Below are 26,195 nucleotides of genomic sequence, written 5' to 3'. Positions count from 1 at the left end.
CCAAACAACGTGCCGAGTTCGTCGGAGGCTTCACGACTATGGATCGTGAACCATACCGATCCCCGTTCTACCGCGAAATCACGCGGCTAATACGAGAACCCGTCCACACTTTCTTGCCGATAACCCGACCGCGGACGCAGTGAAGGCCCCGCCGGAGCAGGGCCTTCACTCACTGTCTCAACACAGTGTGGAGCCTAGGAGATTCGAACTCCTGACATCTTGCTTGCAAAGCAAGCGCTCTACCAACTGAGCTAAGGCCCCGTACGGTGCGGACACCGCGGGATTCCGCGAACGGAGTGGGGCTACCAGGACTTGAACCTGGGACCTCTTCATTATCAGTGAAGCGCTCTAACCGCCTGAGCTATAGCCCCGTCAACCTCCAAGACTTTACCGGAAGCTGACGAAAAATCCGAATCGAGCCGTTCAGCGCGCCGGGTGCAGCTCGATGCTGCCCGCCGACACGGTCGCGGTGATCGTGCTGGCGGCGTCATCCGCCTCGGTGAGGTCGCTGCGGAACGATCCGGCCTCGCGGTTCGCGCGAACGTCGTACTCCGCGTCGGGGATGGTCAGCACGAGCGACCCGGCCTCGACCGTGAGGTCGACGGCATCCGGCACCGTCGTCAGCTCCGAGACCAGGCGCCCCGCGCTGACGCGGTACTCGGCCTGTTCGACGCCGTCGAGGGTGATGTCGGCACGGCCGGCGGAGACCCGGGCGTCCAGCGAGGTCGCCGCACCATCGAGGGTGAGCGATCCCGCGCCGACGTCGACGCCGATGGCACCGAACTCGCCGTCCACGTCCAGCGCGCCCGCCTGTAGGGACAGGTCCGCGTCCGCGCCCTCCAGCTCGTCCGGAAGCAGCAGGGTCGCGGTGGTGCCGGCGCGCAGCCAGTCGGGGCCGAACCAGTCCCAGCGGTGGTCCGGTCCGCGAACGACCAGCCGGTCGCCGTCGCGCTCCAGGCTCCAGCCGCGGGCGTCCACCCCGCTGACGTCGAGGCGCGCCTCGTCGCTGCCGTCGAAGCGGACGGTGAGGTCCGCCCCGTCGACGTCCACGTCGATGGTCCGCACACCGCGGACGTCGGAGGTGCGCGTCTCATCGCTGCGGCTGAGCTGGGCTGAGCCGGTGACGGCGGCGGATGCCGCGGTGCCGAGCAGCACGACCCCGCCGATGGCGGCCGTGACGACGGTGATCGCGCCGATGCCGGCGTGTGTCGTGGTGTTCATCGCATGCCTCCTGGATGCGTCGTGGCGGCGCCGTTCGGCGCGGCGCCTCCGGTGTTCTCAATGTGAGCGAGCGCGGCGAGGACCCGGCGGTTGCCGTCCTCGGGCTCGAGCCCCAGCTTCTGAAAGATGGAGCTGATGTGCTTCTCGACGCTCGCCTCACTGAGGAAGAGAACGCCGGCGATCGCGCTGTTCGACTTGCCCTCGGCGATCAGCGCGAGCACTGTACGTTCCCGTTCGGTGAGGCGCAGCATCCGCTCGTCGCGGTTGCGGCGGGTGAGCAGCTGCGCGACCACTTCGGGGTCGAGCACCGTCGCGCCACCGGCGATCCGGTGCACGGACTCCAGGAACTCGGCGACGTCGGCGACCCGGTCCTTGAGCAGGTAGCCGAGCGGCCCGCCCTGCGCGGCGATGAGTTCCGACGCGTAGCGCTCCTCGACGTACTGCGACAGCACCAGCAGGGGGAGGGCGGCATGCGCGGTCCGCAGGTCGAGTGCCGCACGGATGCCCTCGTCGGTGAACGTGGGAGGCAGCCGCACATCGAGGATGCACAGGTCGGGCTGCTGCGCGGCGACCGCCTCGCCCAGGCCGTTCGTATCGGGGAGGGCGGCGACCACCTGGTGGCCGGCGTCTTCGAGGAGTCGCACCAGGCCCTCGCGGAGCAGGACGGAGTCCTCGCAGATCAGGATGCGCACGGCACCGTCACCTCCAGGGCGGTCGGTCCGCCGACCGGGCTCTCCAGGCGGAACGTCCCGCCGGCGGCGAGCACCCGGTTGGTGATGCCGTCGAGCCCACCGCCCGGCTGCACCTGCGCACCGCCGACGCCGTTGTCCTCGACGCGCGCCCAGATCTCCCCGTCACGAGTGCGAACGATGACGCGGGCCTCGCTGGCGCGGGAGTGCTTGGCGGCGTTGGTGAGTGACTCGGCGATCGCGAAGTAGACCGCGGCCTCGGCATCCCGTCGCCGACCCGGGTCGCCCGCGGGGGGCGGGTCGGTGCGGATGTCGAGATGCACCGGCACGTGCGAGCGCGCGGCCAGCGCCGAGAGGGCTGCGTCCAAGCCTCGGTCGTCGAGCACCGAGGTGTGGATGCCGCGGGCGAGCTGACGCAGTTCGGTGATGGCCGCCTTGGTGGAGGTGTGCGCCTCCTCGATGAGCGCCTTCGCCGCGGCGGGGTCGGCGTCGATCTTCTGCTGGGCCAGGCCCAGCGTCATCCCGACCGAGACGAGCCGGGGCTGGACGCCGTCGTGCAGGTCGCGTTCGATCCGGGTGCGCTCCACGTCGGCGGCGCGCACCGCGCCGGCGCGCTGCGCGCTGGTCGCGCGCACCTGCTCGGTGAGCTCGGCCTCACGGCTGGGCACGACGATCGCGAGCGACAGGACTCGGTGCAGGAGCGCGATGCCGACGATCCCCGCAGCCGACGCGAGCACGCCGAGGATGCCGACCACCGGCGCCCATTCCACGGCGATCATCGATCCGAACAGGCCCTCGATGTCGCCGGCATCCGTGAGGGGAGCGAAGGAGATGAACCCGCTCCACACCAGGCTCCAGGCCAGGCGCAGCACGATGGTGCCGGCGATGCAGGCCAGGACGAGGTTCGCGAGCGCCCGCCACATGGGCCCGTCGATCGCCTGGCGGCCGAGCGAGCGCAGCCATCCGCCGAAGCCGGGGCGGGTGCGGGGACGGGGGCGCAGTGGTGCCAGTTCCAGGCTGTACAGCCCGCTGACGCGGCGCACCTCGAACCAGGCCACGCCGTACAGCGCGTACACCAGCCCGACGAGCAGCAGCAGGCCGATGCCGAAGACGAAGAGGAGCAGCAGCCCGGTGCCGAGCATGGCGGTGAGCGCCGCGAGCACGCCACTGCCGATCGCGCCCAGCGCCGCCAACTCCAGCACGGTCAGCACGATCCGCAGCGGCGCTCGTCCAACATTCGTGGCAGCACCCGGTGCGGTCGGCGCCGCGCCAGCGGCCACCGTTCTAGGAGGCGGTGGAGGTGTCATCGAAGACGCGTTCGTGGTCATGTCCCCCACGCTACGTCGGCCCTCATCCGGCGACTACGCAGTCACCCGGACTCTCTCTTCCGGTTTCCCCTACCCGTATCCCCACACATGCTCGTCGGCTGCACCCACGCGGAGAGGCGCTGGCGCAGTCCCGTGAGCGAGCATCGGGGTGCCCGCGAAGCGGGCGGGGCCCCCGCTCTGCGAGCAAAGGGAATGCCCCAGCGCCGGCGCCCATATCCGGCGCCGGAAACGAAATCAGTTCGACATGAAGCCGACGAGCAGTCCGCCCGTCACCTTGACCGCCAGATTGTAGATCCCCGCCACGACCGCCCCGAGCACCGTGAACACGATGAGGTTGAGGATCGACACGACCGCGGCGAACGCCATCACCTGGGGCAGCCCGATCAGGCTCTGCAGGTCGATCGCGCCGTCGGTGATGGTGTCGAGGAACTCACCGGACTCGGCGAGCACGTTCGTCGCCTGCAGCACCATGTAGATGAGGAAGAACGACACCATCGTCACGATGGCGAGCGCGACCGCCCCGAGGAAGGACAGCTTCACGGCCGACCAGAAGTCGATGTAGACCAGGCGCAGCCGGACCTGCTTTCCGCTGGTCTTGCGCGTGGACTTCTTCGCCAGCTTGTCGGCTACCGTGCTCATGCGTTGGCTCTCTCCGGGGTTCAGGCTTCGGGTGTCTCGGGCTCGGAGGTCTCGGAGTCCGCCTCGTCTTCTTCTGCGAGGCCCCGCTCGCCGTTCCTGGCGATCGCGAGGATGCGGTCGTCTCCCTTGGTACGGGCGAACACGACTCCCATGGTGTCGCGGCCCTTGGCGGGCACCTCGGCCACGGCAGAGCGTACCACCTTGCCGCTGGACAGAACCACCAAGACCTCGTCGTCCTCGGCGACGATCAGACCGCCCGCCAGGACGCCCCGGTCGTCGTTGAGCTTGGCCACCTTGATGCCCTGACCACCGCGTCCCTGCACCCGGTATTCGTCCACCGCGGTGCGCTTCGCGTAGCCGCCGTCGGTGACGACGAACACGTAGCCGCCCTCGGTGACGAGGGATGCCGACAGCAGGCTGTCGCCCTCGCGGAACTTCATTCCCTTCACTCCCTCGGTGGCGCGGCCCATCGGACGCAGCGCCTCGTCGGTGGCGTGGAAGCGCAGCGACATGCCGTGTCGGCTGATCAGCAGGATGTCGTCGCTGTCGTCCGCGGTGAACGCGCTGACCAGTTCGTCGCCCTCACGCAGGCGGATCGCGATGACGCCGCCCTGACGGTTGGTGTCGTACTCGGCCAGGCGGGTCTTCTTCACCAGTCCGCCGCGGGTGGCGAGCACGAGGTACTGCGCCGCCTGGTAGTCGCGGATGTCGAGGATCTGGGCGATCTTCTCCTCCGGCTGCAGCGCGAGCAGGTTCGCGACATGCTGGCCCTTGGCGTCGCGGCCGGCCTCGGGGATCTCGTACGCCTTCGAGCGGTAGACACGACCCTTGTCGGTGAAGAACAGCAGCCAGTGGTGCGTCGTGGTGACGAAGAAGTGCTCGACGATGTCGTCGGCGCGCAGCTGCGCACCCTTGATGCCCTTGCCGCCGCGGTGCTGAGACCGGTAGTTGTCGCTGCGGGTGCGCTTGATGTACCCCTCGCGGGTGACGGTGACGACCATCTCCTCCTGGGGGATGAGGTCCTCCATGGACATGTCGCCGTCGAAGCCGTGCAGGATGTGCGTGCGGCGCTCGTCGCCGAAGCGGTCGACGATCTCGGTGAGCTCCTGACGGACGATGTCGCGCTGGCGCGACACGTTCGCGATGATCTCCTTGTAGTCGGCGATCTGCGACTCGAGCTCGTTCGCCTCGTCGATGATCTTCTGACGCTCCAGCGCCGCCAGGCGACGCAGCTGCATCGCAAGGATGGCATCCGCCTGGTCGTTGTCGATGTCGAGCAGACCCTTCAGGCCTTCCCGCGCCTCGTCGACCGTGGGGGAGCGGCGGATCAGCGCGATGACCTCGTCGAGGGCGTCGAGCGCCTTGAGGTACCCGCGCAGGATGTGCATCCTGGCCTCGGCCTTGCGCAGGCGGAAGCCCGTGCGTCGGACGATGACCTCGATCTGGTGGGTCAGCCAGTGGCTGATGAAACCGTCCAGGGCGAGCGTGCGCGGCACGCCGTCGACGATGGCGAGCATGTTCGCGCCGAAATTGTCCTGCAGCTGGGTGTGCTTGTACAGGTTGTTCAGCACGACCTTCGCGACGGCGTCGCGCTTGAGCACGACCACCAGGCGCTGGCCGGTGCGGTCGGAGGACTCATCGCGGATGTCGGCGATGCCGGTGATCTTGCCGTCACGGGCGAGCTCGCCGATCTTGACCGCGAGGTTGTCGGGGTTGACCTGGTACGGCAGCTCGGTGATCACCAGGCAGGTGCGACCCTGGATCTCCTCGACGTTGACCACCGCGCGCATCGTGATCGAGCCGCGTCCGGTGCGGTACGCCTCGTGGATGCCCTTGGTGCCGAGGATCTGGGCGCCGGTCGGGAAGTCGGGGCCGGGGATGCGCTGGATCAGACCCTCGAGCAGCTCGTCACGGGGCAGGTCGGGGTGATCGAGCGCCCACAGCGCGGCATCCGCCACCTCACGCAGGTTGTGCGGGGGGATGTTGGTGGCCATGCCGACCGCGATGCCCACCGAGCCGTTGACGAGCAGGTTCGGGAAGCGCGACGGCAGGACGTCGGGCTCCTGGGTCTGTCCGTCGTAGTTGTCGGAGAAGTCGACGGTCTCCTCTTCGATGTCGCGCACCATCTCGAGCGCGAGCGGAGCCATCTTCGTCTCGGTGTACCGGGGAGCCGCGGCACCCATGTTGCCGGGGGAGCCGAAGTTGCCCTGGCCGAGAGCGAGCGGGTAGCGCAGGGACCACGGCTGCACGAGGCGGACCAGAGCGTCGTAGATCGCCGAGTCGCCGTGCGGGTGGTACTGACCCATGACCTCGCCGACGACGCGCGCGCACTTCGAGAACGACTTGTCGGGGCGGAAGCCGCCGTCGTACATGCCGTAGATGACGCGGCGGTGCACGGGCTTGAGACCGTCGCGCACGTCGGGCAGCGCGCGGCCGACGATGACGGCCATCGCATAGTCGAGGTAGGACCGCTGCATCTCGGACTGCAGGTCGACCTGGTCGATACGGCCGTGCTCGTGCGCAGCGTTCGGGTCGGGGCGTTCTTCGTCAGTCATGTCTTCGGCTCCGGTCGTTGAGCGAGCGAAGCGAGACGAAACGCCCGCTTCTTCTCCGTATGTGCCGGGCTCCGGATTCCTCTCCTCACTCGCAGAGCGGGGGCCCGGGCGCTTCGCGCCACCCCGATGCTCGTTCGGAGAGGAATCCTCCGCCCTCTGTGTATGTCGTTGTGGTCACCGCGATCAGCGGTGTGGGGTTAGATGTCGAGGAAGCGGACGTCCTTGGCGTTGCGCTGGATGAAGCTCCGGCGCGACTCGACGTCCTCGCCCATCAGCACGCTGAAGATCTCGTCCGCCGCGGCGGCGTCGTCGATGGTCACCTGGCGGAGGGTCCGCGTGGTGTGGTCCATCGTGGTCTCCCACAGCTCCTTGGCGTTCATCTCGCCGAGACCCTTGTAGCGCTGGATGCCGGCATCCTTCGGGATCCGCTTGCCGTTGGCGAGCCCGTCTCGCAGCAGCGCGTCGCGCTCGGCATCCGAGTACACGTACTCGTGCGGCGCGTTCGTCCACTTCAGGCGGTACAGCGGCGGCATCGCGAGGTAGACGAAACCGGCCTCGATCAGCCCGCGCATGTACCGGAACAGCAGCGTGAGAAGCAGCGTCGTGATGTGCTGGCCGTCGACGTCGGCATCCGCCATCAGCACGATCTTGTGATAGCGGGCCTTCTCGATGTCGAACTCCTCGCCGATGCCCGTGCCGAAGGCCTGGATCATCGCCTGGACTTCCTTGTTGCCAAGGGCCTTGTCGAGGCGCGCGCGCTCGACGTTCAGGATCTTGCCGCGCAGGGCCAGGATCGCTTGCGTGTGCGGGTCGCGCCCCTGCACCGCCGAGCCGCCGGCGGAGTCGCCCTCGACGAGGAAGATCTCACTGATCGACGGGTCCTTGCTTGTGCAGTCCTTGAGCTTGTCCGGCATCGCCGCCGACTCGAACACGCTCTTACGGCGCGCGGTCTCGCGGGCCTTGCGAGCGGCGAGTCGGGCGGTGGCGGCGTCGATCGCCTTGCGGATGATGTTCTTCGCCTGGTTCGGATTGCGGTCGAACCAGGCGCCGAGCTGCTCGTTCACCACCTTCTGCACGAACGCCTTCGCCTCGGTGTTGCCGAGCTTCGTCTTGGTCTGGCCCTCGAACTGCGGCTCACCGAGCTTGATGGAGATGACGGCGGTGAGACCCTCGCGGACGTCGTCGCCGGAGAGGTTCTCGTCCTTCTCCTTGAGGAGGTTGTTTGCGCGCGCGTAGCGGTTCACCAGGCTGGTGAGCGCCGCACGGAAGCCCTCCTCGTGAGTGCCGCCCTCGTGCGTGTTGATCGTGTTCGCGTAGGTGAAGACGTTCTCGGTGTACGACGTGGTCCACTGCATGGCGATCTCGAGGGAGATCTTGCGGTCGGTGTCCTCGGACTCGAACGCGATGATCTCGTCGTTGACCACCTCGGCGTGACGTACCCGGTTCAGGTACTCCACGTAGTCGACGAGACCGCGCTCGTACAGGTAGTCGTCCGCCGGCTGCTTCAGCTCGAGGGCGCCGTCGACCTCGACCTCCAGCGCAGAGTCGGGTCGCTCGTCGCGCAGCGCGATGCGCAGGCCCTTGTTGAGGAAGGCCATCTGCTGGAACCGGGTCCGCAGGGTGTCGTAGTCGAAGTCGACGGTCTCGGTGAAGATCGCCGGGTCAGGCCAGAACGTGATCGTCGTCCCGGTCTCGTCGGTCTCCTCACCCTTCTCCAGGGACTGCTGGGGCACGCCGCCGTCGGCGAAGCTGTGCCGCCAGACGTGCCCCTGACGCTTGATCTCCACCTCGAACCGGGTGGACAGCGCGTTCACGACCGAAGAGCCGACGCCGTGCAGACCGCCCGAGACCGCGTACCCCCCGCCGCCGAACTTGCCGCCGGCGTGCAGGATCGTCAGCACCACCTCGACGGTGGACTTGGTCGGGTCGGACGAGTGCGGATCGACCGGGATGCCGCGGCCGTTGTCGACGACACGGATGCCGCCGTCCTCGAGGATCGTCACGAGGATCGTGTCGCAGTAGCCGGCGAGGGCCTCGTCGACGGAGTTGTCGACGATCTCGTACACGAGGTGGTGCAGACCGCGCGGACCGGTGGATCCGATGTACATACCGGGACGCTTGCGGACCGCCTCGAGCCCCTCGAGGATCTGGATCGCGTCGGCGCCGTAGTCGCCCTGCACCTTGCGGGAGGGCGTCTCGGGTGCGTCTGCTCCACCGCCTTCGGTCCCTGGGTTCGTCGAGGGGTCGTTCTCGTCAGCGGGGGATTCAGGCGTCATCAGAAGAGATTCTCCACATCGAAGGGGTCCCGTTCATTCTAGCGGGTTTCGCATCGCGGATATCGCCTAGGACGCCGTGTATGGCGTTCTGAGCGCGTGAAGGGTCGGCTGTGGTGCCCTACCCGTAGGTGTCCCGTGGACCGCGTCCGGGGACGACGCGCGGTCCCCATTTCCAGGACGGGACGTCCGGTCCGATGAAGCGGATGTTCTGCACTCCGGCATCCGGATAGCGGTTGGAGATCTCGGTCATGATCACGCCGCGCATGAACTGCAGGTTCTTCGCCCAGGCCGTGGAATCGCACTTCACGGTCAGCACGCCGCGCTCCAGCGAGACCGGTTCGGAGTGCTTCGCGGTGTCGGCGCCGGCGAGCTCCGCCCACTGCCGCACCAGGTCCTCGGCGGCGAGGGTCTTCTCCCAACCGGCATCCTTCGTCAGCTTCGCCAGCACATCGCCGAGGGTGCCGGGGTCTCGACCCGGCGTGAACGGGGCGTTGTCGTCGTCGACGGCGAGGCGGCGTTTGCGCTTCCAGTTCTTCGCGCTCGGCTTCAGGCCGCGCAGGCGCAGGTAGGTCGCGACCGTCTCGGGAGGCTGCGGCTCGGTCATCCGGCATCCTCCTCGTCGGTGTCGCTCGGCGAGCCCGGCGCGGCCTGCGTCCCTGAGCCGGTCGAAGGGCGCTCATCGGTGATGGTACCCGCGTGGATGCGCACGACGTGCCGGTGCAGCACATCGGGGATGTCCTCCTCGACGGCGGCGGTGACGAGCACCTGCTCGTAGCCGGCGGTCAGATTCGCCAGTCGCTTGCGGCGGTCGGCATCCAGCTCGGCGAACACATCGTCAAGGATCAGCACCGGGTCGCCGGCCGGGGACTCGGCACGCAGCAGTTCGGCGGATGCCAGGCGCAGCGCGAGCGCCACCGACCACGATTCGCCGTGCGACGCGTATCCCTTCACCGGCAGGTCGCGCACGCGCAGGATCAGGTCGTCACGATGCGGGCCGACGAGGGTGAGGCCGCGCTCGATCTCGTTGCTCCGGCGTTCGGCGAGTGCGGTGCGGAACAGATCCTCGATCTCGCCCCTGGCATCCTGCGACTCCGCTTCACCCTCTTCGGGGTCGCCGCCACGCACCGAGAGCGCCCACTCCAGCTGCGGACGGTGATCGGCGCCGGCGATCGCGGAATAGGCATCGGTGAGCGGCTGCTGCAGATCGGATGCCAGACGCAGGCGCGCGTGGATGATCTCGGATCCGAGGGCGACGAGCTTGTCGTCCCAGATGTCGAGGGTCGACAGCGCGTCACCGCGGATGCCACGGGCGCGGGCCGATTTCAGCAGCGCGGTTCGCTGGCGGAGAACGCGTTCGTAGTCACCGATGACGGCGGCCATGCGTGGCGCGCGCTGGATGAGAAGCTGATCGGCGAACCGGCGCCGGGAGGACGGGTCGCCGCGGACGATCTGGAGGTCCTCCGGAGCGAACAGGACGACGTGGGCATAACGGGGGAGTTCGTTCGTCTTCGCGGGGGATCCGTTGATGCGCGCCTTGTTCGAACCCTGCCGGTTCAGCTGCACCTCGACCAGCACGTTGCGCCGGCCGTGGGCGAGGCGGGCTCGGATGACGGCGAACTCGTGCCCGTCGCGCACCATCGGGGCGTCGGACGACACTCGATGCGAGCCCAAGGTCGCGAGGAACACGATCGCCTCGGCCAGATTCGTCTTGCCCTGTCCGTTGCGGCCGACGAGGACGTTCGGACCGGCATGGAGGCGGAGGTCAGCGGTCGCATAATTGCGGAAGTCGACCAGGTTCAGGTGCTCCACAATCACCGGTTCAGCCTACCTTCGGGGTCGGACGCTGGGTCTCCCCGGCCGTTGAGCGAGGAGCGAAGCGACGAGACGAAACGATGGTGTCGGGCGGACGGTGAGCCCGGGCTGCGGGACGTCATCTTCACTCGCAGAGCGGGGCCCCGCCGCTTCGCGGCACCCCGATGCTCGTTCCGATGACATCCCCTCCGCCCTTACGTTTCGGTGCGACGCGCCGCCCCGGTCGTTGAGCGAGGAGCGCAGCGACGAGACGAAACGGACGCTTCCCGGTCGCACCGGGTATCCGGCATCCGCGCCGCCGGCTGCCGTGTCAGCGGAGGAGCAGGTTGGGCTGCAGCAGGTACTTGAACGAGTCGGAGCCGGCCTGGTCGACCGAGGTCTGGCTGGTGATCAGCACAGGGCTGAGCTTGTTCGCGTTGTCGCTCGAGGTGAACGTCACGCGAGTGAACTCGCTCTTCACAGCACCGAGCGCCTCGAGCAGGTACTGCGGGTTGAGGCCGAGGGTCACCTCGTCGCCGCCGTTGAGATGCGCGTCGACCGACTCGGACGCGCGCGCCTGCTCGCTGCCGGAGGCGTCCATCGTGACGCTGTCGGTGCCGAAGGTGAAGCGCAGCGGCGCGGAACGGTCGAGCACCAGCGAGACACGACGTACGGCCTCGATGAGGTCGGCGGTGTTCACGACCGCGTAGTGGTCGGTCTGCTCGGGGAACAGTCGGCGCACCGGGGGGAAGTTGCCCTTGATCAGCAGCGACGTCACAGTCTTGTTGCCCGCGGTGAACGCGATGATCTCCCGGTCGCCGGCTCCGGAGAACGCGACCTCGATGTTCCCGGCGTGCGCGAAGGTCTTCCCGACTTCGGTCAGCGTGCGTGCCGGCACGAGCGCGGTCTGCTCGCCGGCCTGGCCGTCCCAGGGGACGTCGCGCAGCGAGACGCGGTAGCGGTCGGTGGCGACGAGGCTGAGGCTGGTGCCGGACACCTCGAGCTGCACGCCGGTGAGCACCGGGGTGACATCGTCGCGGGAGGCGGCGAAGGCGACCTGAGCGATCGCGGTGCCGAAGTCCTCCGCTGGCACGACGCCGGTCGAGCCTGATACCTCGGGGATCGAGGGATATTCCTCGACAGGCATGGCCGCGAGAGTGAAGCGAGCGGAGCCGCAGGTGACTGCGATGCCGCCGTCCTCCTCGACCGCGACTTCGATGGGGGCGTTCGGCAGACGGCTGGCGATGTCGGAGAGAAGTCGGCCGTGGACCAGGATCGTGCCCGGCGTCTCGACCGCGGCCTCGATCGTGGTGCGTGCGGACGCCTCGTAGTCGAAGGCCGACAGAGTGAGTCCCTCATCGGATGCCTCGATCAGGACTCCCGCGAGGATCGGCTGAGGATTGCGCTGCGGAAGCAGCTTCACGACGAAGGACACAGCCTCGCTGAACACATCGCGGTTGACCTGGAACCTCACGGGCGCTCCCTCGTTGTCGTTCACCCCCTGCAGCGCAGTGCACCCACTGCAGGCTTTCCCATGCTAGTGGTACGCGGCGAGGGCGCCAGTCCCGCCGAGCTCCGTTCCGTCCACATCCCTTCCGGTCATCGGAGAGCCCTTCATGAAGATTGATCTCTTAACGGTGTTAACAGCTGTGGATACTGTGGATAACCCGGTGGATATCAGTCGGCTGTAGGGAACTACACGCGTGTCAGATGTGGAATCCCTGAGGAATCCGCGGGTTTACGCGTGTCACGCCTTCGCATTGCTCTGCGGAGTTATCCACAGCATCCGGCATCCGAAGGGCATCGCGAGGCGGAGTTTCCACAAGTTATCCACAACCCATGCGGAAAACCGGGCGGATCCCTGTCAGCGACGGCCGATCTGGGTGGTGATCTCGGTCACCTGGTTGTAGATCGAGCGCCGCTCCTTCATGAGCTCGCTGATCTTCTTGTAGGCGTACATCACCGTGGTGTGGTCGCGGTTGCCGAACAGCTGACCGATCTTCGGAAGGGACAGGCTGGTGCGCTCCCGGCAGAGGTACATCGCGATCTGGCGGGCGGTCGCGATCTGCTGCGAGCGGCTCGAGCCGTACAGGTCGTCGACGGTGAGTTTGAAGTACGCCGCGGTCGCCGTGATGATGTCGGTCGGCGAGACGACGTTGTCTTCGGCGGTGTCGACGATGTCGCGCAGGACGGTCTGGGCGAGCGAGATGTCCAGGGCGGAGCGGTTCAGGCTGGCGAACGCCGAGACGCGGATCAGCGCGCCCTCGAGTTCGCGGATGTTGGACGAGACCACCGTCGCGATGTACTCGAGCACCTCGTCGGGGATGTGCAGTGATTCGCTCTGCGCCTTCTTGCGGAGGATCGCGATGCGCGTCTCGAGGTCGGGCGCCTGCACGTCGGTGATCAGACCCCACTCGAAGCGGCTGCGCATCCGGTCCTCGAATCCGGTGAGCAGCTTGGGTGCGACGTCGCTCGTGATCACGACCTGCTTGTTGTGGTCGTGCAGCTGGTTGAAGGTGTGGAAGAACGCCTCCTGCGTCTCGGCTCGACCCTGCAGGAACTGGATGTCGTCGATGAGCAGGATGTCGACTTCGCGGTACCGGCTCTGGAATGCGGCGCCCCGGTTGTTGGCGATCGAGTTGATGAAGTCGTTCGTGAACTCCTCGCTCGAGACGTAGCGCACCTTGACACCGGCGTACAGCGACTGCGCGTAGTCACCGATCGCGTGCAACAGGTGCGTTTTTCCCAGACCGGAGTCGCCGTAGATGAACAGCGGGTTGTACGCCTTGGCCGGCGCCTCGGCTACGGCGACGGCTGCGGCGTGCGCGAAGCGGTTGGACTGGCCGATGACGAAGTTGTCGAAGGTGTACTTCGGGTTCAGGCGCGACTCGTGCCGCACCGGTGCGGACTGCTGCTCCATAGGCGACTCGACACGGGCGGGTTCCGAGGCGAAGTCGGGGACCGAGATCGGGGCGATCGGCTGGTCGGCGAGTTCGTGGTTCACGACCGTGCGGTACGAGGTGACCTCGTCTCCGATGGTGGAGAGCGCCTCCATGAGGGGAAGGCGGAGACGCTTGTTGATCTGCGCCGCGGTGAGGTCGTTGGGCACGTCGAGATACAGGACTCCGCCCATCACGCCGGCGGGCACGACCAGGCTGATGAACCCGTGCAGCTGAGGAGTGACGCGCTCGTCCGCGGAGAGGCGCTCCAGCACCGTCGACCAGATCGGCACGTCGGGCTGGGCTTCAGAGGTCATGGTGCTCCGGCTGTGGTGTTCGGGGGTGGGTGGCGCCCTGTGGAAAGGTCGCGCGCGGCGAGCGGCTTTCCCCTGTGGATAACGTCCGATGCCACGGTAGTCACCACCGGGGAGTTCGGCAAGCCGCCCGCGGAACGACGCGGGTGTGTCGCGATGACGTCTCGTCTCCACAGTTGTGGATAATGGCTGTGCGCAAGTCGCCGGTGCGTCGAGGCATCGGGCGGCGGATTTGCCCTGCGCCGAACCAGGTCGTACCCTTAATCGGTTGACTTATGCCTTTTGGCAGATACCCCCTGTCTCCGGATGAAACAGCCCCGGTGACAACCATTTCCGGAGTGATTCCATGAGCAAGCGCACCTTCCAGCCCAACAACCGTCGTCGCGCCAAGAAGCACGGTTTCCGTGCTCGCATGCGCACCCGCGCCGGCCGCGCCATCCTGTCGGCACGCCGTGCGAAGGGTCGCACCGAACTCTCGGCGTAACCCCCTGTGCTCGCGCGGCCGAACCGTCTCACCCGCGGCGACGACTACCGACAGGTGGTCCGACGCGGACAGCGGTGCGGCGGCGCCCGTCTGGTCACCTCACTGCTGACCACGACGGATGATCGGGCACCCCGGTTCGGGTTCATCATCAGCAAGCAGGTAGGAACCGCTGTGGTTCGCAACACCGTTCGCCGTCGCCTCAAGGCGGTCTGCGCGGAGTTCCGTGACACGGTTCCTCAGGGCACGGATGTCGTCATCCGTGCCCTTCCTGCGTCTGCGGCCGCCGATTTCGCGCAGCTGCGCGCCGATGTGGCCCGCTGCCTGAATCGGCTCGCGCCCGGGCCGGACCGTTCATGAGCGCGCTGCCGTCGTATGCGTTCGGCGCCGCCGGCATCCGGGCGAAGGATCTGCCCCGCAGCATCCCGCTGCTCCCCCGCAACGCCGTCTTGGCGTTCCTCGTCGCCTATCGCGCCGTGATCTCCCCGCTGTACGGGGACGTGTGCAGGTATTACCCGTCCTGCTCGGCGTACGCTGTAGGGGCGGTTCAGCAGCATGGTGCTGTGCGGGGAGCGGTGCTCTCGGCCTGGCGCGTTCTGCGATGCAACCCGTGGAGCAAAGGCGGCGTCGACGACGTCCGTCCGCACGCTCACTTCCGATACGACCTGACCCCCCGCGGGTTCGTCGTACCTGCTCGAAAGGACTGAACAGTGGGTCTTGACCTTCTGCTCGCAAGCACCTCAACACCTGCCCCGTCCGGCGGCGGCTTCGACCTGTTCGGCCTGATCCTGTGGCCGCTCAAGTGGGTCGTGGAGCTGATCCTCGTCGCGTGGCACGCTCTGCTGACGCTGATGGGCATGCCGGCAGCTGCCGGCATCACCTGGGTGCTGTCGATCGTCGGTCTGGTGATCGTGGTGCGTGCCGCGGTGTTCCCGCTGTTCGTGAAGCAGATCAAGAGCCAGCGGAAGATGATGGAAATCGCTCCTGAGCTGCGAAAAGTTCAGGAGAAGTACAAGGGCAAGCGCGATCAGCTCTCTCGAGAGGCGATGAGCCGCGAGACGATGGCGCTGTACAAGAAGCACGGCACGACGCCGATGTCCAGCTGCCTTCCGCTGCTCGTGCAGATGCCGATCTTCTTCTCGCTGTACAGCGTGCTGGTGGATGTCCAGAAGATCCGCGACAACCCCGACTTCAGCGGCGTCGGCCTGCTCAACAACGAGCTGACCCGCGAGTTCTACGACGCGAAGCTGTTCGGCAGCGTCTCGTTGCACGAGACCCTCAGCGTGGCATGGGAGAACCAGAACGCCCTGGCGATCACGATCCTCGCCGTGCTGGTCGTGCTGATGATCGTGTCGCAGTTCATCACCCAGCTGCAGATCATCTCGAAGAACCTGTCCCCCGAGGCCAAGACCGGCCAGGCGTACCAGATGCAGAAGATCATGCTCTACGTGCTGCCGCTGGGCTTCATCTTCTCGGGTGTGTTCTTCCCGCTCGGCGTCGTCATCTACTGGTTCATCTCCAACCTGTGGACCATGGGGCAGCAGTTCCTCGTCATCCGCGAGATGCCGACCCCCGGTTCCGAGGCCGCCAAGGCCCGCGAGGAGCGCCTGGCTCGCAAGGGGAAGGCCATCAACTCCGAGGGCAAGGTCGTGCCGATCTCGGTGTATGAGGAAGAGCAGCGCCGCAAGCTGGAAGAGGCGGAGCGCGCGAAGGCGACGGCGCCGAAGCGTGAGCAGCCCATCGGCAAGAAGCGGGCGAAGAAGAAGGGGAGCGGCGCGTGAGCGTTGACAACGTGCGGACCGAGCCATCGGTGGAAGACCTGGAGCGCGAGGGCGACATCGCGGCGGACTTCATCGAGGAGCTGCTGGACATCGCTGACATCGACGGGGATCTGACACTGGATGTGCGACAGGGTCGCGCCTATGTCTCGGTCGAAGCCGACGGCGACGGCCTGTCGGTGCTGTCGGCGCCCGACACCGTGCAGGCCCTGCAGGAGCTCACGCGCCTGGCGGTGCAGAGCAAGACCGGGTCGTTCTCTCGACTGATCCTGGACATCGGCGGGTCGCGCGACACCCGTCGTCGCCAGTTGGAGGCGCTCGTGAACGCGGCCGTCGCCAAGCTCGACGAGGGCGCTTCGCAGGCTTCGCTGCCGGCGATGTCCAGCTACGAGCGCAAGCTCGTCCACGACATCGTCTCCGAGCGTGGACTGGTGTCCGAGTCCTACGGTGAAGGCGCTGATCGCCACACGGTGATCTCTCGCCACTGAGATGTTTCACGTGAAGCGGCCGTGATCGGCTTCCGGTCGTGCAGCGAGCGCCACTCCCCGGTCGTGCAGCGAGCGCCACTCCCCGGTCGTTGAGCGAGCGCAGCGAGACGAAACGGTCCAATACTCGGAGGAACCCATGTCAGACTCCCCCGTTGAACTCGAACCCGCCGTCGCGGCTCAGGTGTTCGGCGACCGTCTCGACGTGGCGCGCCAGTACACTGCATCCCTCGCCGCGGAAGGCGAACTGCGGGGGCTGATCGGTCCGCTGGAGCTCCCGCGGCTCTGGACGCGACACATCCTCAACTCGGCGATCGCGGCTCGGTTGTTCCACGGCTCGGTGGCGGATGTGGGATCGGGTGCCGGTCTGCCCGGTCTGGTGTTGGCGATTGCACGCCCCGATGTACGGTTCACCCTGATCGAGCCGATGGACCGTCGCGTCAGCTGGCTCAATGAGCAGGTCGACGCGCTGGGATTGGACAACGTCACTGTCATGCGGGCGCGCGCGGAAGACGTCGGACTCGAGTTCGACGTGGTGACGGCACGCGCGGTGAGTGCGATGCGGACGCTCATTCCGATCACCGCGCCGCTGGTGAAGGATGCCGGTGAGCTGATCCTCCTCAAGGGCCATAACGTGCCCACCGAGATCGAGGCCGCGCAGAAGGTGCTGAAGAAGTTCAAGGTGACCGACGTCACCGTCGAGGTCCTCGGGGAGGGCCTGCTCAGCGAGACCACCCGTGTGGTTCGCGCCCGCGTCCGTATCCCCGGTCGCTGAGCCAGGCGCGTTGCCGCGTTTCACGTGAAACATCGCGATACGGTCCTTCGGCGCGGGCGGGCGAAGTGGCGAGAAAAAACGCAAAGGTCAACTTGGTCGTTGAGCGAGGAGCGTAGCGACGAGACGAAACGCGGCTGCGTTTCACGTGAAACATTGCACCGCGGATCATTGAGATGGAGTCAAACCCGGTCGTTGAGCGAAGAGCGTAGCGACGAAACGAAACGCGGCGCCTCACACCGTTCGTCTCGTGGCGCGGTCGTGACTCAACGATCTGCAGCAGCCTTCCGCTGTGCCCGCTCGCGGGCGCTCCAGCCTTTGACGGCGTCAAGGCCTCCGTTGATGAACTCCTGACGTTTCGCATGGCTCCATCCCTGGATGCGCTTCTCCCAGCGGAATGCCTCGTCGACGCGAGAGAACTCCTCGAACCAGACCAGTTCTACAGGCAGTCGAGTTGAGGTGTACTCGCTGCCGAGGCCCTGTGCGTGGGTCTCGATCCGGCGGGCGAGGTCGTTGGTGCTGCCGACGTAGAAGGTGCCGTCGGAGCAACGCAGGATGTAGGTGTAGCCGATCATGCGGGAACTGTAGGGAGGGCCTCGGACACTACCGTTGTGTTTCACGTGAAACGCGCGCGTTTTTCGTCTCGGGGCTCGATGACCGAGGGATGTGGCGGTGGTTGAGCGAGCGAGACGAAACGACGAACACGTGAGGGGGCGTGCGGCGGCGTTTCACGTGAAACAGTGGCGTTTCGTCTCGGGGCTCTGCCGCTCGCTCAACGACCGAGGGGCGTAGCGGTCGTTGAGCGAGCGGAGCGAGACGAAACGACGATCTAGCGAGTGGACTACGCGGTTTCACGTGAAACATCGTCGTTTCGCCCCGGGGCTCAACGACCGAGGGGCGTGGTGGTCGTTGAGCGAGCGGAGCGAGACGAAACGACGAACACGTGAGGGGGCGTGCGGCGGCGTTTCACGTGAAACAGTGGCGTTTCGTCTCGGGGCTCTGCCCCTCGCTCAACGGCCGGAAGGAGGGGCGTTTCGTCTCGGGGCTTCGCGTCTCGCTCAACGGCCGGAAGGAGGGGCGTTTCGTCTCGGGGCTTCGCGCCTCGCTCAACGACCGGAAGGGAAGGTGTTTCGTCTCGGGGCGTTGCCCCCGCTCAACGACCGGGAGGAAAGGCGTTTCGTCTCGGGGCTTTGCGCCTCAACGACCGGAAGGAAGGGGTGCTGGCTCAGCGGGGTGCGCCTCGCTCAACGGTGGGGGAAGGGTGCGGGACGGGGGAGTCGGTGGGCTCGGTTAGAGTGGAAGGCGGTCCCGGAAGGAGTGGATGTTTCACGTGAAACAACCCGAAAAGGCATCGCCGAACAACGACTTCGGGATGGACACCCCGCTCGCGCGGGAACTGGCCGATCTGTCCTCGCGCCGCAGGGCGCTCGAGAAGGTCACCGTCTCATTCACGGGCGAGACTCGCGTCTTCACAGTGTCGAACCAGAAGGGCGGTGTGGGTAAGACCACCACAGCGGTCAATCTGGCATCCGCCTTGGCCCAACTCGGCGCGCAGGTCCTCGTGGTCGACCTCGACCCGCAGGGAAACGCGTCCACCGCCCTGGGCGTCGCGCACTCCGCCGACACTCCCAGCGTTTACGACGTGCTCATCGATGACTCCCCGTTTGCGAGCATCGTCCAGCAGAGCCCGGAGTCGCCGAATCTGTTCTGCGCGCCCAGCACCATCCACCTGGCCGGCGCTGAGATCGAGCTCGTCTCCCAGGTCGCACGGGAGTTCCGACTCCGCCGCGCACTTGAGTCCTACCTGGCCGAGCGTCCGATCGACGTCGTGATCATCGACTGTCCGCCCTCGCTGGGTCTGCTGACCATCAACGCGTTCACTGCGGCATCCGAGGTGCTGATCCCCATCCAGTGCGAGTACTACGCGCTTGAGGGACTGAGCCAGCTGCTCGGCAGCATCCAGATGATCCAGAAGCACCTCAACCCCGAACTGCACCTCTCCACGATCCTGTTGACGATGTACGACGGACGAACCCGTCTCGCGCAGCAGGTCGCCGACGAGGTGCGCAACCACTTCCCGCAGCAGGTCCTGAACACCGTCATTCCGCGATCCGTGCGCGTCTCCGAAGCTCCCAGCTTCGGGCAGACCGTCATCGCGTACGACGGCACGTCGGCCGGCGCCATCGCATACCGCGAGGCCGCTGTGGAGATCGCACAGCGCGGGCAGGCAACCGCGCAGGACAAGGAGAAATGATGGCCAAACGTACGGGTCTCGGCCGGGGGATCGGCGCCCTCATCCCGACGGCGGACCAGGCCGAGCGTCCGGTGGACGTCTTCTTCCCCGGCGCTTCGAAGCAGAAGCAGGATGCCGCCCCGACGGCCCCTGCGGCCGATGCGGCGCCGGCGCCGGAATCGGCGCCCACCCCGGATGAGGGGGAGCTCGCCGCTGTCCCCGGCATCCGCCTCATTCAGGTCGACCCGAAGCAGATCGTCCCCAACCCGCGCCAGCCGCGCACCCACTTCGACGAGGATCATCTCGCCGAGCTCGTGCACAGCGTCAAGGAGTTCGGCGTCCTCCAGCCCGTCGTCGTGCGCAAGAACGCCGATGGCGACTACGAGTTGATCATGGGGGAGCGGCGCACCCGCGCCGCCCGCGAGGCGGGTCTCGAGTCGATCCCCGCCATCCTGCGTGAGACGGCCGACGAGGACCTGCTGCGCGACGCGCTGCTCGAGAACCTGCACCGTTCGCAGCTGAACCCGCTCGAAGAAGCGTCCGCCTACCAGCAGCTGCTCGAGGACTTCGGCATCACCCAGGAGGAACTCGCCAGCCGCATCGGGCGGTCCCGGCCGCAGATCAGCAACACCATCCGCCTGCTCCGTCTTCCCGTCCCCGTGCAGCAGCGCGTCGCCGCCGGCGTCCTGTCCGCCGGTCATGCACGCGCGATCCTCTCGGTCGAGGACCCCGAGCGGATGCAGCAACTCGCCGACAAGGTCGTGAACGAGGACCTCAGCGTACGCGCCACCGAGCAGGCCGCCAAGGCGCTGCCGACCGCCCCAGGGCGTACGCCGAAGCCGACGCCGGGAGCGCGTCGGGCCTACCTCGACGAGGTGTCCACCAAGCTCGGCGACCGCCTCAACACGCGTGTGCAGATCAGCCTAGGTGCGCGAAAAGGCCAGCTCAAGATCGATTTCGCGTCGATCCAGGATCTGAACCGGATCCTCGCCGAGATCGGTGAGGAGGAGTACGGCTCTCGCTGACGCACGGCATCCGAATCTCGTCCCGACGGCGATTCGTGCTTGCCCCGACACCCTCCGCGGGTGTGCAATCGGGGGAACACGGCGACGTCGCCGCAGTCGACGGCGACGAGAACGGAGGCGGATCATGGCAGCACATGGCGGGGCTCCCCTCGAGGAGGAATCCGTCTTCGATGACGGCGATGACGGCCACAGCGCGGGCGTCGTCCGGATCGCGATCGTCGCGGCGCTCGGCGGGTTCCTCTTCGGCTACGACAGTGCGGTGATCAACGGCGCGGTCGCCGCCGTGGAACGAGAGTTCAACGCCGACTCCGTCTCCCTCGGCTTCGCCGTGGCCTCCGCGCTGCTCGGCGCGGCGGCGGGCGCGCTGGTCGCCGGGCGTGTCGCCGATCGCATGGGTCGCCTCGCGGTCATGAAGGTCGCGGCGGTGCTGTTCCTGATCTCCGCGATCGTCACCGGCTTCGCGCCGGAGCTCTGGGTGCTCGTCGTCGGGCGTGTGATCGGCGGGGTCGGCGTCGGCATGGCATCCGTCATCGCCCCCGCCTACATCGCCGAGATCGCGCCCGCGAGAATCCGCGGACGCCTCGGCTCCCTGCAGCAGCTCGCCATCGTCACCGGCATCTTCATCTCGCTGCTCGTCGACTTCCTCTTCGCCCTCGGCGCCGGCGGCTCCAGCGAGCCGTTCTGGTTCGGGCTGGATGCCTGGCAGTGGATGTTCCTGGCCATGGCCGTCCCCGCCGTGATCTACGGCGGCCTGGCGCTGACGATCCCGGAATCCCCCCGCTACCTCGTCGCCACGCATCGGGTGGAGGAGGCACGGGAGGTGCTCTCCCGCCTGCTCGGACCCGAGAAGATCGAAACCACGATCATCCGCATCCGCGAGACCATGGAGCGCTCGACCGCCCCGTCGTGGCGCGACCTGAAGTCGCCCAGTGGCCGGGTCGCCGGCATCGTCTGGGTGGGTCTGCTGCTGTCGATCTTCCAGCAGTTCGTCGGCATCAACGTGATCTTCTACTACTCCAACATCCTCTGGGAGGCCGTCGGCTTCGACGAGTCTCAGGCGTTCGTGATCACGGTGATCAGCGCGACGATCAACATCCTGACCACCCTGATCGCCATCGCCACCGTGGACAAGTTCGGCCGCAAGCCGCTGCTGATCATCGGGTCGACGGGGATGACCGTGACCCTCGCGACCATGGCGTTCATCTTCGGGACCGCCCCTGTCGTCGGCGGTGCGCCCGTGCTGGAGGGTGCCGCAGGACCGATCGCGCTGATCGCCGCGAACCTGTTCGTCATCGCCTTCGGCATGTCGTGGGGGCCCGTCGTCTGGGTGCTGCTCGGCGAGATGTTCCCGAACCGCATGCGCGCGGCCGCTCTGTCGCTCGCGGCCGGCGGTCAGTGGGTCGCGAACTGGGTGATCACCGTGTCGTTCCCCGGCCTGAAGGATCTCTCACTCGGCCTCGCCTACGGCCTGTACGCCACCTTCGCGCTGCTCTCCCTGCTGTTCGTGTGGAAGTTCGTGCGCGAGACGAAGGGCAAGGCGCTCGAGGACATGACCGAGTCGGTGATCATCCCCGCCGGGCACTGACGTCGCACGCCTGAGCGATCGCCGCCAGCGACCGTTCCAGCGCCGGACGCGGATTCCACGCGTAGGTGCCGTCGCCGAACAGCTCGACCGTGGCCAGTCCGGCGTACCCGTGCCGGTCGAGCGCGGCCACGATGTCCACCAGAGGCAGCTCGCCGTCGCCCCACGCCAGGTGTCCGGCGGGTTCGCCGTCGATGAGATGCACGTGCCGCACCCGGTCGCCGAGCCGCGTGAAGTAGTCGGCGACCGTGTCACCCGCCACAGCGGCCGCGACCGTGTCGAGCGCGACACCGAGATTCGGGGCGCCGACATCCGCCAGCATCCGCTCCGCATCGGCGGCCGTCGTCACCAGGTTCGACTCGATCCGTTGCAGCGGCTCGAGCACGCACTCCAGACCCAGCTCGGCCGCGCGCTCAGCGATCGCTCCCAGCGCATCGACGGCGCGCGCCCATCCGGCATCCCTCGGCTCGTCCTCCCCACCCCGGCCGGCGGTGAGGAACAGGATGCCGGCGCCGAGCTCGACGGCGATCTCGGCGGCCCGGCGGAACATCGCCACGCTCTCGTCCCGCAATCGTGGCGAGGGAGAGGCGATGTTGACCGGATACGCCACCTGCTCCGGCGTGAAACACGCGATGCGCAGGCCGCGCGCGGCGGCGGCATGACGGATGCCACGGGCGTCGGCATCCGTCAACCACGGCACGTGCGCGTGCGGGGCGACACCCCACAGCTCGAACTCGGTCCGCCCGAGCGCGGCCATGTCGTCGAAGCAGCGCTCGAGCGGCAGGTGCTGGTAGGAGAAGTTCGAGCCGGTGACCCGGTCGACGAGTGCGGCGGTCACTTGCCGATCCCCTCCGAGAGTCCCTTAATGAAGTAGCGCTGGCTGGCGAAGAACAGCACGATCACCGGAAGAGCCGCGACGACCATGCCGGCGAACACGACCGGGTAGTCGGTGCCGTGCTTGCTCATGAGGCTGGTCAGTCCGACCGGCAGGGTCTGTACGCTCGTGCCGCTGGTGAACACCATGGCGAACAGGTACTCGTTCCACGCGAAAAGCACGTGCAGGATGATCGTCGAGATGATGATCGGCTTGCACATGGGCATCGTGATGCGCCAGAACGTCGTCCATCGGCTCGCGCCGTCGACCTCCGCCGCCTCGTCGACCTCGCGCGGGAGGTCGATCATGTACGCCCGGATGAGGAACGTCGTGAACGGGATGCGGAACGCGGTGTACAGGATGAGCAGTGCCCAGAACGTGTTGTACAGCCCCATCGCCTGGAACATCCGCACCAGCGGGACGAGCGCGACCGCAGGGGCCAGCATCAGTCCGCCCAGGATCAGCCCGGACATGACGCGGCCGAACGGCATCCGCACCCGGGTGAGGCCGTACGCGGCCCACGCGCTGATGAACACCGTCGCGATGGTCGACGTGACGGTGACCAGGATGCTGGCCGTGAGGTAGTCGCTCACGCCGCGATTCCACGCGTCGGCGTAGTTCTGCCAGTCCCACTGCACGGGAAGTGCGAACGGGTTGCCGAACAGCTCGGCGTTCGACTTGAACCCGTTCATCACCATCCACAGCAGCGGGTAGACCACCACCACGACGAGTGCGAGCAGGAACGACCAGACGAACAGGCGCCCCACGGCGCCCAGGAATCCGGTGCGGGTCATCAGAACTCCACCCTTCTGCGGCGCGTGTACCAGAGCTGACCGAGCGCGATGGCGAGGGTCACCACGAAGATGACGGTCGCGATCGCCGCGGCGTACCCGAAGTCGTTGCGTACGAAGCCGCTGCGGTACAGCCAGGTGGCGAGCACCTGCGTCGAGTTGTTGGGCCCGCCGCTGGTCATCACCATGACCTCGTTGAACACCTGGAACGCGCCGGAGATGGTGACGATGACCATGAGCCCCGTCATCTCGCGCACCAGCGGGACGGTGACGTGGAAGAAGCGCCTGATCGGTCCGATGCCGTCGAGGGCGGCCGCCTCGTACAGCTCGGACGGGATGCGCTGGATGGCCACGGCGAACAGCAGGGTGGAATAGCCGAAGCCCTGCCACTGGCTCATCGCGATGATCGCGACCATGGCCGTCGACTCCTGTCCCAGCCACGGCTGCGCGAGCGCGCCCAGGCCGATGCCGTCGAGCAGGTGGTTCAGCATCCCGAGCCGGGGCTCGTAGATGAAGTAGAACAGCAGACCGGCGACGGTGAGCGAGATGGCGGAGGGCACGAAGTAGATCGCGCGCAGGATCTTGCGCCAGCGGATCCCGCGGAGGCTCTCGATCATGGCGGCGAGCACCAGTGCGCCGGCGACCTGGAACACGATGGAGAGCAGCGCGTACAGCACGTTGTTGCCCAGCGCGGTCCAGAACACCGGGTCGCCGACGAGCTTCTCGTAGTTCTCCAGGCCGACGAACTCGGACGCTCCCGAGTAGATGTCCCACTCCTGGGTGGAGAACGCCAGGTTCTGCACCAGCGGCAGGTAGACGAACACCCCGAGCACGACGAGTGCGGGCAGCACCCAGGCGAGGCCGGCGATGCGCTTCAGCCGGCCACTCTCGGGCCTCCGCACCGGCGGGCGGTCGCGCCGCTCGGCCGTGAGGATCGTCTCGGTGACCGTCGGGGGCCGGCGGAAGCCGGCCCCCGACTCGACGTCACTTGGCGTCGTCGTTCGCTGCGCGAACACTCTCGAGCACCTCTTCAGGGGTGGCGCTGCCGCTGATCAGCGCCTCGCCGCCGGCCAGCCACGCGTCGGCGACCTCGGGCACGGTGACCGTGTCCAGCCAGACGACCAGCTGCGACGCCTCGTTCACCTTGGTGATCCCCTCGAACACGGCCTTGCTCGAGGTCTCCTCGGTCACACCTCCGTCGACGGCGCTGGGCTGGCCGTAGGGCGGGGAGGACAGGGTCTTGGCGTTCTCGGGCTCGGTGACGAACTTCATGAAGTCGACGGCCAGGGCGGCCTGCGGCGACTTCGCGTTGATCAGGTAGCCCTCGGGGGAGCCCTCGATGGCATCCGGGTCGCCCTCGGCGCCCTCCGGAACCGGCAGTGGGAAGAGGCCGAAGTCGTCGACGGACAGCTTCGAGCCCTCGGCCGTGACGGTGTCGAACTCGAGCACCTCCTGGTAGTACATCGCCGCGCGCCCACCGGCCAGGGCCTCCTGCGCGGTGGTGTACAGCACGCCGTTCGTGCCCTTGCCGGTGTCGGTGCACTCGTCGACCAGGGTCTTGAACTGCTCGAGCGCGCGGACGTAGCCTTCGTGCGTCCACTCCGCCATCTCGGGATCGAAGTCGGCCTTCAGCACGTCGGAGGGCACGTTGTAGGCGAACAGCTGCTGCAGGTAGTGCAGCGCCGGCCAGCCGTCCTTGTTGCCGAACGCGATCGGCTCGTACCCGGCCGCGCGCAGCGGACCGCACGCCTCGATCAGGCCCTCGAACGAGGTGGGCACCTCGACGCCCGCCTTCGCGAACGCGGACTTGCTGTAGCCCATGAACTTGCCGTTGTTGTACAGCGGGATGCCGTAGTACTTGCCGTCGTACTGGAACGCCTCCAGCGACGCCTCGCCGAACCGGTCGCCCCACTCGGTGCCGGGGGCGATCACCTCGGTGAGGTCGGCGGCGAGGCCGCCGTTGACGAAGTTCTCGGCCCAGTTGCCGGTCCACGTGAAGTAGATGTCCGGCAGCGCCTGGGAGGCGGTGAGGGTCTTGGTCTTGTCCTTGATGGACTGATCCGTCTCCTGGATCAGCTCGATCTCGACCTCGGGGTGCTCGGCCTCGTAGGCCTTCGCCAGATCCGCGAAGTAGCTCTCCAGCGGCTCGCCGGCGAACTTCGTCAGGATCGAGAGCTTGCCCTCGTGGACGGGCTCGTCTGCGACGTTCGCCGCAGGCTGAGGGGCGCTGCCGGCACAGCCGGCGAGCGTGAGAGCGGTCGCCGCGGCGGTCGCGGCGATCGCGAGGATGCGTGTGGTGCGCATGGTCTGCCTCTCTGAGGGGGCGGTCCGCCTGCCGCGGGTGCGGCCACCGATCCGCCGTTGGATTGTCGGTGCATGCCTTGGCGGCGAGTGTAGTACAAATTCTGGTACCGGTACCACT

24 protein-coding genes and 2 tRNA genes are annotated in these 26,195 nt (G+C 67.2%); 9 read left to right on the top strand and 17 right to left on the bottom strand.

What is annotated here, in order from left to right; all coding sequences use genetic code 11:
* Window positions 1-188: 188 nt before the first annotated feature.
* From RIF65_RS13630 to dnaA, 12 genes are all read right to left on the bottom strand, one after another.
* Window positions 189-261: transfer RNA gene (locus RIF65_RS13630), tRNA-Ala, on the bottom strand.
* Between the two features lie 36 nt (window positions 262-297).
* Window positions 298-371: transfer RNA gene (locus tag RIF65_RS13625), tRNA-Ile, on the bottom strand.
* A 52-nt stretch (window positions 372-423) separates the two neighbouring features.
* A complete protein-coding gene (locus RIF65_RS13620; RefSeq protein WP_309065960.1) occupies window positions 424-1,221 on the bottom strand; it encodes a hypothetical protein in 798 nt (265 codons plus the stop codon).
* Window positions 1,218-1,913: a response regulator transcription factor gene (locus tag RIF65_RS13615; RefSeq protein WP_309065961.1), complete on the bottom strand. Its 696-nt coding sequence runs from the start codon at window positions 1,911-1,913 to the stop codon at window positions 1,218-1,220. The genes RIF65_RS13620 and RIF65_RS13615 overlap by 4 nt, the downstream gene beginning before the upstream one ends.
* The gene (locus RIF65_RS13610; protein ID WP_309065962.1) at window positions 1,901-3,238 is read right to left on the bottom strand and encodes a sensor histidine kinase; all 1,338 of its coding nucleotides are present in this window, start codon (window positions 3,236-3,238) and stop codon (window positions 1,901-1,903) included. Before RIF65_RS13610 ends, RIF65_RS13615 begins: the two co-directional genes overlap by 13 nt.
* Window positions 3,239-3,472: 234 nt before the next feature.
* Entirely contained in the window at window positions 3,473-3,877 is a 405-nt protein-coding gene (locus tag RIF65_RS13605) for a DUF3566 domain-containing protein (RefSeq protein WP_309065963.1), read from the bottom strand.
* A 20-nt stretch (window positions 3,878-3,897) separates the two neighbouring features.
* Window positions 3,898-6,432, bottom strand: a complete 2,535-nt coding sequence (gyrA, locus tag RIF65_RS13600) for a DNA gyrase subunit A (RefSeq protein WP_309065964.1) — start codon at window positions 6,430-6,432, stop codon at window positions 3,898-3,900.
* A gap of 197 nt (window positions 6,433-6,629) precedes the next feature.
* Window positions 6,630-8,708, bottom strand: coding sequence for a DNA topoisomerase (ATP-hydrolyzing) subunit B (gene gyrB / locus RIF65_RS13595; RefSeq protein WP_309065965.1), 2,079 nt, complete (start codon window positions 8,706-8,708; stop codon window positions 6,630-6,632).
* Between the two features lie 118 nt (window positions 8,709-8,826).
* Window positions 8,827-9,312 carry a DUF721 domain-containing protein gene (locus RIF65_RS13590; RefSeq protein WP_309065966.1) on the bottom strand — a complete coding sequence of 162 codons (486 nt, stop codon included), beginning with the start codon at window positions 9,310-9,312 and terminating at the stop codon, window positions 8,827-8,829.
* Window positions 9,309-10,523, bottom strand: a complete 1,215-nt coding sequence (gene recF, locus RIF65_RS13585; protein ID WP_309065967.1) for a DNA replication/repair protein RecF — start codon at window positions 10,521-10,523, stop codon at window positions 9,309-9,311. Before recF ends, RIF65_RS13590 begins: the two co-directional genes overlap by 4 nt.
* Before the next feature lie 307 nt (window positions 10,524-10,830).
* The gene (gene dnaN / locus RIF65_RS13580; RefSeq protein ID WP_309065968.1) at window positions 10,831-11,973 is read right to left on the bottom strand and encodes a DNA polymerase III subunit beta; all 1,143 of its coding nucleotides are present in this window, start codon (window positions 11,971-11,973) and stop codon (window positions 10,831-10,833) included.
* Between the two features lie 390 nt (window positions 11,974-12,363).
* Complete coding sequence (gene dnaA, locus RIF65_RS13575) at window positions 12,364-13,755, bottom strand: chromosomal replication initiator protein DnaA (RefSeq protein WP_309065969.1); 1,392 nt, start codon at window positions 13,753-13,755, stop codon at window positions 12,364-12,366.
* Between the two features lie 343 nt (window positions 13,756-14,098).
* Here dnaA and rpmH point away from each other — a divergent pair, with 343 nt between their 5' ends.
* From rpmH to rsmG, 6 genes are all read left to right on the top strand, one after another.
* Window positions 14,099-14,236, top strand: coding sequence for a 50S ribosomal protein L34 (gene rpmH / locus RIF65_RS13570; RefSeq protein WP_022879826.1), 138 nt, complete (start codon window positions 14,099-14,101; stop codon window positions 14,234-14,236).
* A 6-nt stretch (window positions 14,237-14,242) separates the two neighbouring features.
* Window positions 14,243-14,593, top strand: a complete 351-nt coding sequence (rnpA, locus tag RIF65_RS13565) for a ribonuclease P protein component (RefSeq protein WP_309065970.1) — start codon at window positions 14,243-14,245, stop codon at window positions 14,591-14,593.
* Window positions 14,590-14,940: a membrane protein insertion efficiency factor YidD gene (gene yidD / locus RIF65_RS13560; protein WP_309065971.1), complete on the top strand. Its 351-nt coding sequence runs from the start codon at window positions 14,590-14,592 to the stop codon at window positions 14,938-14,940. Before rnpA ends, yidD begins: the two co-directional genes overlap by 4 nt.
* A gap of 3 nt (window positions 14,941-14,943) precedes the next feature.
* Window positions 14,944-16,014 (top strand): membrane protein insertase YidC, encoded by a 1,071-nt coding sequence (gene yidC / locus RIF65_RS13555; protein ID WP_309065972.1) that lies wholly within the window; start codon window positions 14,944-14,946, stop codon window positions 16,012-16,014.
* Window positions 16,011-16,499 (top strand): Jag family protein, encoded by a 489-nt coding sequence (locus RIF65_RS13550; protein WP_309065973.1) that lies wholly within the window; start codon window positions 16,011-16,013, stop codon window positions 16,497-16,499. The genes yidC and RIF65_RS13550 overlap by 4 nt, the downstream gene beginning before the upstream one ends.
* Window positions 16,500-16,635: 136 nt before the next feature.
* A complete protein-coding gene (rsmG, locus tag RIF65_RS13545) occupies window positions 16,636-17,271 on the top strand; it encodes a 16S rRNA (guanine(527)-N(7))-methyltransferase RsmG (protein WP_309065974.1) in 636 nt (211 codons plus the stop codon).
* A 263-nt stretch (window positions 17,272-17,534) separates the two neighbouring features.
* Here the strand turns inward: rsmG and RIF65_RS13540 are convergent, their stop codons facing one another.
* Window positions 17,535-17,843, bottom strand: coding sequence for a GIY-YIG nuclease family protein (locus RIF65_RS13540; RefSeq protein WP_309065975.1), 309 nt, complete (start codon window positions 17,841-17,843; stop codon window positions 17,535-17,537).
* 746 nt (window positions 17,844-18,589) lie between these two features.
* Between RIF65_RS13540 and RIF65_RS13535 the strand changes: the two genes are divergently transcribed.
* The 3 genes from RIF65_RS13535 (at window position 18,590) to RIF65_RS13525 (ending at window position 22,111) form a co-directional block, all read left to right on the top strand.
* Window positions 18,590-19,522 carry a ParA family protein gene (locus RIF65_RS13535; protein ID WP_309065976.1) on the top strand — a complete coding sequence of 311 codons (933 nt, stop codon included), beginning with the start codon at window positions 18,590-18,592 and terminating at the stop codon, window positions 19,520-19,522.
* Complete coding sequence (locus RIF65_RS13530) at window positions 19,522-20,526, top strand: ParB/RepB/Spo0J family partition protein (protein ID WP_309065977.1); 1,005 nt, start codon at window positions 19,522-19,524, stop codon at window positions 20,524-20,526. Before RIF65_RS13535 ends, RIF65_RS13530 begins: the two co-directional genes overlap by 1 nt.
* A gap of 124 nt (window positions 20,527-20,650) precedes the next feature.
* Window positions 20,651-22,111, top strand: coding sequence for a sugar porter family MFS transporter (locus tag RIF65_RS13525; RefSeq protein ID WP_309065978.1), 1,461 nt, complete (start codon window positions 20,651-20,653; stop codon window positions 22,109-22,111).
* On the opposite strand, the gene RIF65_RS13520 is transcribed toward RIF65_RS13525, so the two are convergent.
* The 4 genes from RIF65_RS13520 to RIF65_RS13505 are packed head-to-tail and all read right to left on the bottom strand — an operon-like array spanning window position 22,092 to window position 26,077.
* Complete coding sequence (locus RIF65_RS13520; RefSeq protein ID WP_309065979.1) at window positions 22,092-22,946, bottom strand: TIM barrel protein; 855 nt, start codon at window positions 22,944-22,946, stop codon at window positions 22,092-22,094. The two genes, RIF65_RS13525 and RIF65_RS13520, sit on opposite strands and share 20 nt — an antisense overlap.
* Complete coding sequence (locus tag RIF65_RS13515) at window positions 22,943-23,776, bottom strand: carbohydrate ABC transporter permease (RefSeq protein WP_309065980.1); 834 nt, start codon at window positions 23,774-23,776, stop codon at window positions 22,943-22,945. The genes RIF65_RS13520 and RIF65_RS13515 overlap by 4 nt, the downstream gene beginning before the upstream one ends.
* The gene (locus tag RIF65_RS13510; RefSeq protein ID WP_309082718.1) at window positions 23,776-24,789 is read right to left on the bottom strand and encodes a carbohydrate ABC transporter permease; all 1,014 of its coding nucleotides are present in this window, start codon (window positions 24,787-24,789) and stop codon (window positions 23,776-23,778) included. The genes RIF65_RS13515 and RIF65_RS13510 overlap by 1 nt, the downstream gene beginning before the upstream one ends.
* Entirely contained in the window at window positions 24,758-26,077 is a 1,320-nt protein-coding gene (locus RIF65_RS13505; protein ID WP_309065982.1) for an ABC transporter substrate-binding protein, read from the bottom strand. Before RIF65_RS13505 ends, RIF65_RS13510 begins: the two co-directional genes overlap by 32 nt.
* Window positions 26,078-26,195 lie beyond the last annotated feature (118 nt).

Origin of the sequence: Microbacterium sp. (genome assembly GCF_031180975.1) — a bacterium.
GTDB lineage: Bacteria > Actinomycetota > Actinomycetes > Actinomycetales > Microbacteriaceae > Microbacterium.
This window is presented reverse-complemented; position numbering and strand designations above follow the sequence as displayed.

Coding starts and splice junctions, on each gene's coding strand:
- RIF65_RS13525 (WP_309065978.1), top strand. CDS start 20,651: ATGGCAGCACATGGCGGGGCTCCCCTCGAGGAGGAATCCGTCTTCGAT.
- rpmH (WP_022879826.1), top strand. CDS start 14,099: ATGAGCAAGCGCACCTTCCAGCCCAACAACCGTCGTCGCGCCAAGAAG.
- RIF65_RS13590 (WP_309065966.1), bottom strand. CDS start 9,312: ATGACCGAGCCGCAGCCTCCCGAGACGGTCGCGACCTACCTGCGCCTG.
- yidD (WP_309065971.1), top strand. CDS start 14,590: ATGAGCGCGCTGCCGTCGTATGCGTTCGGCGCCGCCGGCATCCGGGCG.
- RIF65_RS13505 (WP_309065982.1), bottom strand. CDS start 26,077: ATGCGCACCACACGCATCCTCGCGATCGCCGCGACCGCCGCGGCGACC.
- RIF65_RS13515 (WP_309065980.1), bottom strand. CDS start 23,776: ATGACCCGCACCGGATTCCTGGGCGCCGTGGGGCGCCTGTTCGTCTGG.
- RIF65_RS13610 (WP_309065962.1), bottom strand. CDS start 3,238: ATGACCACGAACGCGTCTTCGATGACACCTCCACCGCCTCCTAGAACG.
- gyrB (WP_309065965.1), bottom strand. CDS start 8,708: ATGACGCCTGAATCCCCCGCTGACGAGAACGACCCCTCGACGAACCCA.
- RIF65_RS13535 (WP_309065976.1), top strand. CDS start 18,590: ATGTTTCACGTGAAACAACCCGAAAAGGCATCGCCGAACAACGACTTC.
- RIF65_RS13620 (WP_309065960.1), bottom strand. CDS start 1,221: ATGAACACCACGACACACGCCGGCATCGGCGCGATCACCGTCGTCACG.
- dnaA (WP_309065969.1), bottom strand. CDS start 13,755: ATGACCTCTGAAGCCCAGCCCGACGTGCCGATCTGGTCGACGGTGCTG.
- RIF65_RS13530 (WP_309065977.1), top strand. CDS start 19,522: ATGGCCAAACGTACGGGTCTCGGCCGGGGGATCGGCGCCCTCATCCCG.
- RIF65_RS13540 (WP_309065975.1), bottom strand. CDS start 17,843: ATGATCGGCTACACCTACATCCTGCGTTGCTCCGACGGCACCTTCTAC.
- RIF65_RS13605 (WP_309065963.1), bottom strand. CDS start 3,877: ATGAGCACGGTAGCCGACAAGCTGGCGAAGAAGTCCACGCGCAAGACC.
- gyrA (WP_309065964.1), bottom strand. CDS start 6,432: ATGACTGACGAAGAACGCCCCGACCCGAACGCTGCGCACGAGCACGGC.
- rsmG (WP_309065974.1), top strand. CDS start 16,636: ATGTCAGACTCCCCCGTTGAACTCGAACCCGCCGTCGCGGCTCAGGTG.